Source organism: Kitasatospora sp. NPDC007106, from assembly GCF_040634455.1.
GTDB classification, from domain to species: domain Bacteria; phylum Actinomycetota; class Actinomycetes; order Streptomycetales; family Streptomycetaceae; genus Kitasatospora; species Kitasatospora arboriphila.
In genome coordinates this window covers 1-4020 of sequence record NZ_JBEYFP010000556.1, presented here as the reverse complement: position 1 = coordinate 4020, position 4020 = coordinate 1, and the positions used below count along the sequence as shown (strand labels likewise).

Sequence of the window (4020 nt, the reverse complement as noted above, 5' to 3'; positions counted from 1 at the left end):
CGTCGGCCGGGTCGGTGCCCGGCTCGATGGCCGGGTCGGTGCCCGGCTCGATGGCCGGGTCGGTGCCCGGCTCGATGGCCGGGTCGGTGCCCGGCTCGATGGCCGGGTCGGTGCCCGGCTCGGTGCGCGGTGAAGTCCCGGAGTCGTCCACAACCGCCAGGCTATCCGGCGGGGGCCGCGGCGAGCCGCCCGGCGGTGCCGGACCGGCGGGGCCAAGGTGGGAACGAGGGGTGCCGCACCGTTCCGGACGTGCGACGGACGTGCGACACTGGTCTAGACAACTGGCTCCACCCAGCACCACCGAAAGGCACGTCCCATGGCAGAGCGCCGCGTCACCGTCGGTTGGGCCGAAGGCCTCCACGCCCGTCCCGCCTCCATCTTCGTCCGCGCCGTCACCTCCACGGGCGTGCCCGTCACCATCGCCAAGGACGGCGGCAACCCCGTGAACGCCGGCTCCATGCTCGGCCTGCTCGCCCTCGGTGCCGCCGGCGGCGACACCGTCGTCCTGGCCTCCGAGGCCGACGGCGCCGACCAGGCCCTCGACCGCCTCGCCAAGCTCGTCCAGGAGGGCCTCGACGAGCTCCCCGCGGCCTGACCGCGGCCACGCGAAAGGGGTGCACCACGGCGGTCCCGCCGGGTGCACCCCTTCGCTCTGCCGGGTGCCGTCAGAAGACCGACCAGCCGGTCGCCGTGGTCAGCGCGTCCAGCGCCGCCACCCCCAGCACCGAGTTCCCCGCCGCGTCCAGGCCCGGGCTCCACGCGCACACCGCGCCCCGGCCCGGCAGCACCGCCAGCACGCCCCCGCCGACACCGCTCTTGCCCGGCAGCCCCACCCGGTAGGCGAACTCCCCCGCCGCGTCGTACGTCCCGCAGGTCAGCATCACCGCGTTGATCCGCTTCGCCTCGCTACGGGTCAGCAGCCGCGAACCGTCCACCCGCACCCCGTGCCGCGCCAGGAACAGCCCCGCCAGCGCCAGGTCCCGGCAGCTCGCCGTGATCGCGCAGTGCGCGTAGTAGTGCGCCAGCACGCTGTCCACCGGGTTGCGCAGGTTGCCGTAGCTCGCCATGAAGTGCGCCATCGCCGCGTTGCGGTGGCCGTGCCGCGCCTCCGAGGCGGCCACCGTGTCGTCCGTGGCCACCGCCTCGTTCCCCGACTCCCGCCGGAGGAACTCCCGGACCGCCCCCACCGCGTCGCCCGTCAGCTCCAGCAGACGGTCCGTCACCACCAGGGCGCCCGCGTTGATGAACGGATTGCGCGGGATCCCCTGCTCGGTCTCCAACTGCACCAGCGAGTTGAACGGGTTCCCGGACGGCTCCCGGCCCACCCCGCGCCACAGTCCGTCGCCGCCCTCGGCGAGGGCCAGCGCCAGCGTGAACAACTTGGACACCGACTGGATCGAGAACGGCTCCTCCCACGAGCCCGCCCCGAACACACCGCCGTCCACCGTCGCGATCGCCATCCCGAAGGCCTCCGGATCGGCCTTCGCCAGCGCCGGGATGTAGTCCGCCGACCGCCCGCGCGCCGGCGCCGCGAGCGCGGTCTCCATCGATTCCCGCAGAAGTCCCTGGTAGTCCACGCGGCCATTGTGTCCCCGGCCGCCCGTACCACCCCGCCGGGGTCCACGATCCGACATTTCGACTTGAGGACCACCACACCATCGGATGATCCGCCGACGAACCGACCCGCCGCCGGGACCACCCGGCGCAGGCTGGCGCCATGACCGGATTCGACCTCGAAAACCCCGACCACGCCTACATGTTCGGCTTCCTCCAGGCCGACGGGCACCTGCGCCAGGGCCTGGGCAACAAGGGCAGCCTCAGCGTGGAGCTCTCCGCGCGCGACACGCCCCTCCTGGAGGAGTTCAAGCGCATCTGCCCCTGGCCCAGCAGCATCCGTCGCCGCACCCGCACCACCAACTTCGCAGCGAACCACACCTCGGCGACCTGGACGGTGTGCGCCCGCGAGTTCCGCGAACGGCTCGTGGCACTGGGTCTGCCGCCCGGACGGAAGTCCTCGACGGTGGAGCCACCACGGGCCCCCTTCGCCGAGCGGGACTACCTCCGCGGCCTGATCGATGCCGACGGCTCGCTCGGACGCACCGGCAAGGACCTGCCGTTCGTCAGCCTGACCACCGCGAGCGAGCCGCTGGCGGCCCACTTCTGCCGCTACGCCCACGCGCTGACCGGCCCCGTGCGCACAGCCCGGCGGAACCGGCGCGACGCGATCTACAACATCCTCTTCACCAGGGAGGACGCCGTCGCCATCGTCCGGCACCTCTACTACCCGGGCTCCCTCGCCCTGCCGCGGAAGCTGGCAGCCACGGCCGACGTAACGGCGTGGACCCGACCCGACGGGATGAGGAAGGTGCTGCGCCGCCCGTGGACGGCAGACGAGGACCGCCTCCTGCTGGCCGCCCGGAACGCGGAGGCGGCAGCAACCGTGCTCGGCCGGTCCGTCAGCAGTTGCTCGGCCCGACGATGGCGGCTGGTGGGACCGGAGAAGGCCGGGGTGCGCTTCCCGCGCACCCCGGCCTGAGCTCAACCCTTCACGCAGACGACCTGCTTGAGGTGGGCGACCACCTCGACCAGGTCGCGCTGCTGGTCCATCACCTTCTCGATGGACTTGTACGCGCCCGGGATCTCGTCGACGACGCCCGCGTCCTTGCGGCACTCCACGCCCTTGGTCTGCTCGACCAGGTCGCGCGTGGTGAACCGCTTCTTGGCCGCGGTGCGGCTCATCTTGCGGCCGGCGCCGTGCGAGGCCGAGTTGAACGCGGCGTCGTTGCCGAGACCGCGGACGATGTACGAACCGGTGCCCATCGAGCCCGGGATGATCCCGTAGTCGCCGGAGCCGGCCCGGATCGCACCCTTGCGGGTGACCAGCAGGTCGACGCCGTCGTACCGCTCCTCCGCCACGTAGTTGTGGTGGCAGCTGATCATCTGGTCGAAGGCCACCTTCGCCTTCGGGAACTCCCGCCGGACGACGTCCTGGAAGAGCGCCATCATGATCGCTCGGTTGCGCTTGGCGTAGTCCTGCGCCCAGAACAGGTCCTGGCGGTAGGCGTTCATCTGCGGGGTGTCCGCGATGAACACCGCGAGGTCGCGGTCGATCAGGCCCTGGTTGTGCGGCAGCGACCGGGCGACGCCCATGTGGTGCTCGGCGAGCTCCTTGCCGATGTTGCGCGAGCCTGAGTGCAGCATCAGCCAGACCGAACCGGACGTATCGACACATACCTCGCAGAAATGGTTGCCGCCGCCGAGCGAACCCATCTGCTGAGCCGCCCGCTCGCGCTTCCAGCGGACCTCCGGGGCGATGCCGTCGAAGCCGTCCCAGAAGCGGTCCCAGCCGCCGGTGGCGAGGTCGTGCAGCTTGCCCGGGTCGACCGGGTCGGTGTGCAGGCCGCGGCCGACCGGGATCGCCTGCTCGATCTTGGAACGGAGCCGGGACAGGTCGTCCGGCAGGTCCTTCGCGGTGAGCGAGGTCTTGACGGCGGTCATTCCGCAGCCGATGTCGACGCCGACCGCGGCCGGGCAGACGGCGCCCTTCATGGCGATCACGGAGCCGACCGTCGCGCCCTTGCCCAGGTGCACGTCGGGCATCACGGCGAGGCCGTGCAGCCACGGGAGCGAGCTGATGTTGCGCAGCTGCTGCATGGCCTGGCCCTCGACGGTGGCCGGGTCGGTCCACATCCGGATGGGCACGCGGATGCCGGGTACCTCGGTGTACGACATGGTGATTCGACCTCCACAGGTCGCTTGTTTCCAGCGTAGGGGGGGTGCCGCGCGATGAGTCCCGGTGCGGCTCGGGGAAGGCTGTGGGGCCGCGCTCAGGCGGCGGTGCGCCGGGAGGACGGTCGTGGGGAGCATCGGTAGTCGCGCTCGACCCGCATGGTGACCGCCTCCTCTCGCGCTGTGTGCTGCGGCCGCGGGGTGCGGCTGCGGGGACCATCTACCCACGCGGCCGGGCCCCGGTGCAATGCAATAAACGCGCGGGCCCGGCGGAGCTGACGCTCCGCCGGG

At 72.0% G+C, this 4020-nt stretch carries 4 protein-coding genes; 2 read left to right on the top strand and 2 right to left on the bottom strand.

Going from position 1 to position 4020, the window contains the following annotated elements; all coding sequences use genetic code 11:
- The first annotated feature begins 316 nt into the window (after nt 1-316).
- Entirely contained in the window at nt 317-595 is a 279-nt protein-coding gene (locus ABZ641_RS28285; RefSeq protein ID WP_030277381.1) for an HPr family phosphocarrier protein, read from the top strand.
- Nucleotides 596-665: 70 nt separating this feature from the next.
- Here ABZ641_RS28285 and ABZ641_RS28280 read toward each other — a convergent pair whose 3' ends face one another.
- Nucleotides 666-1577 carry a glutaminase gene (locus ABZ641_RS28280; RefSeq protein WP_344623277.1) on the bottom strand — a complete coding sequence of 304 codons (912 nt, stop codon included), beginning with the start codon at nt 1575-1577 and terminating at the stop codon, nt 666-668.
- Nucleotides 1578-1717: 140 nt separating this feature from the next.
- Between ABZ641_RS28280 and ABZ641_RS28275 the strand changes: the two genes are divergently transcribed.
- Nucleotides 1718-2536, top strand: coding sequence for an LAGLIDADG family homing endonuclease (locus tag ABZ641_RS28275; protein WP_359986184.1), 819 nt, complete (start codon nt 1718-1720; stop codon nt 2534-2536).
- Nucleotides 2537-2538: 2 nt separating this feature from the next.
- Here the strand turns inward: ABZ641_RS28275 and ABZ641_RS28270 are convergent, their stop codons facing one another.
- Entirely contained in the window at nt 2539-3732 is a 1194-nt protein-coding gene (locus tag ABZ641_RS28270) for an RtcB family protein (RefSeq protein ID WP_344623275.1), read from the bottom strand.
- Nucleotides 3733-4020: the final 288 nt, after the last annotated feature.

What these genes read in the sequence shown, in the direction of transcription:
- ABZ641_RS28285 (WP_030277381.1), top strand. Translation starts at nt 317, where the DNA reads ATGGCAGAGCGCCGCGTCACCGTCGGTTGGGCCGAAGGCCTCCACGCC.
- ABZ641_RS28270 (WP_344623275.1), bottom strand. Translation starts at nt 3,732, where the DNA reads ATGTCGTACACCGAGGTACCCGGCATCCGCGTGCCCATCCGGATGTGG.
- ABZ641_RS28275 (WP_359986184.1), top strand. Translation starts at nt 1,718, where the DNA reads ATGACCGGATTCGACCTCGAAAACCCCGACCACGCCTACATGTTCGGC.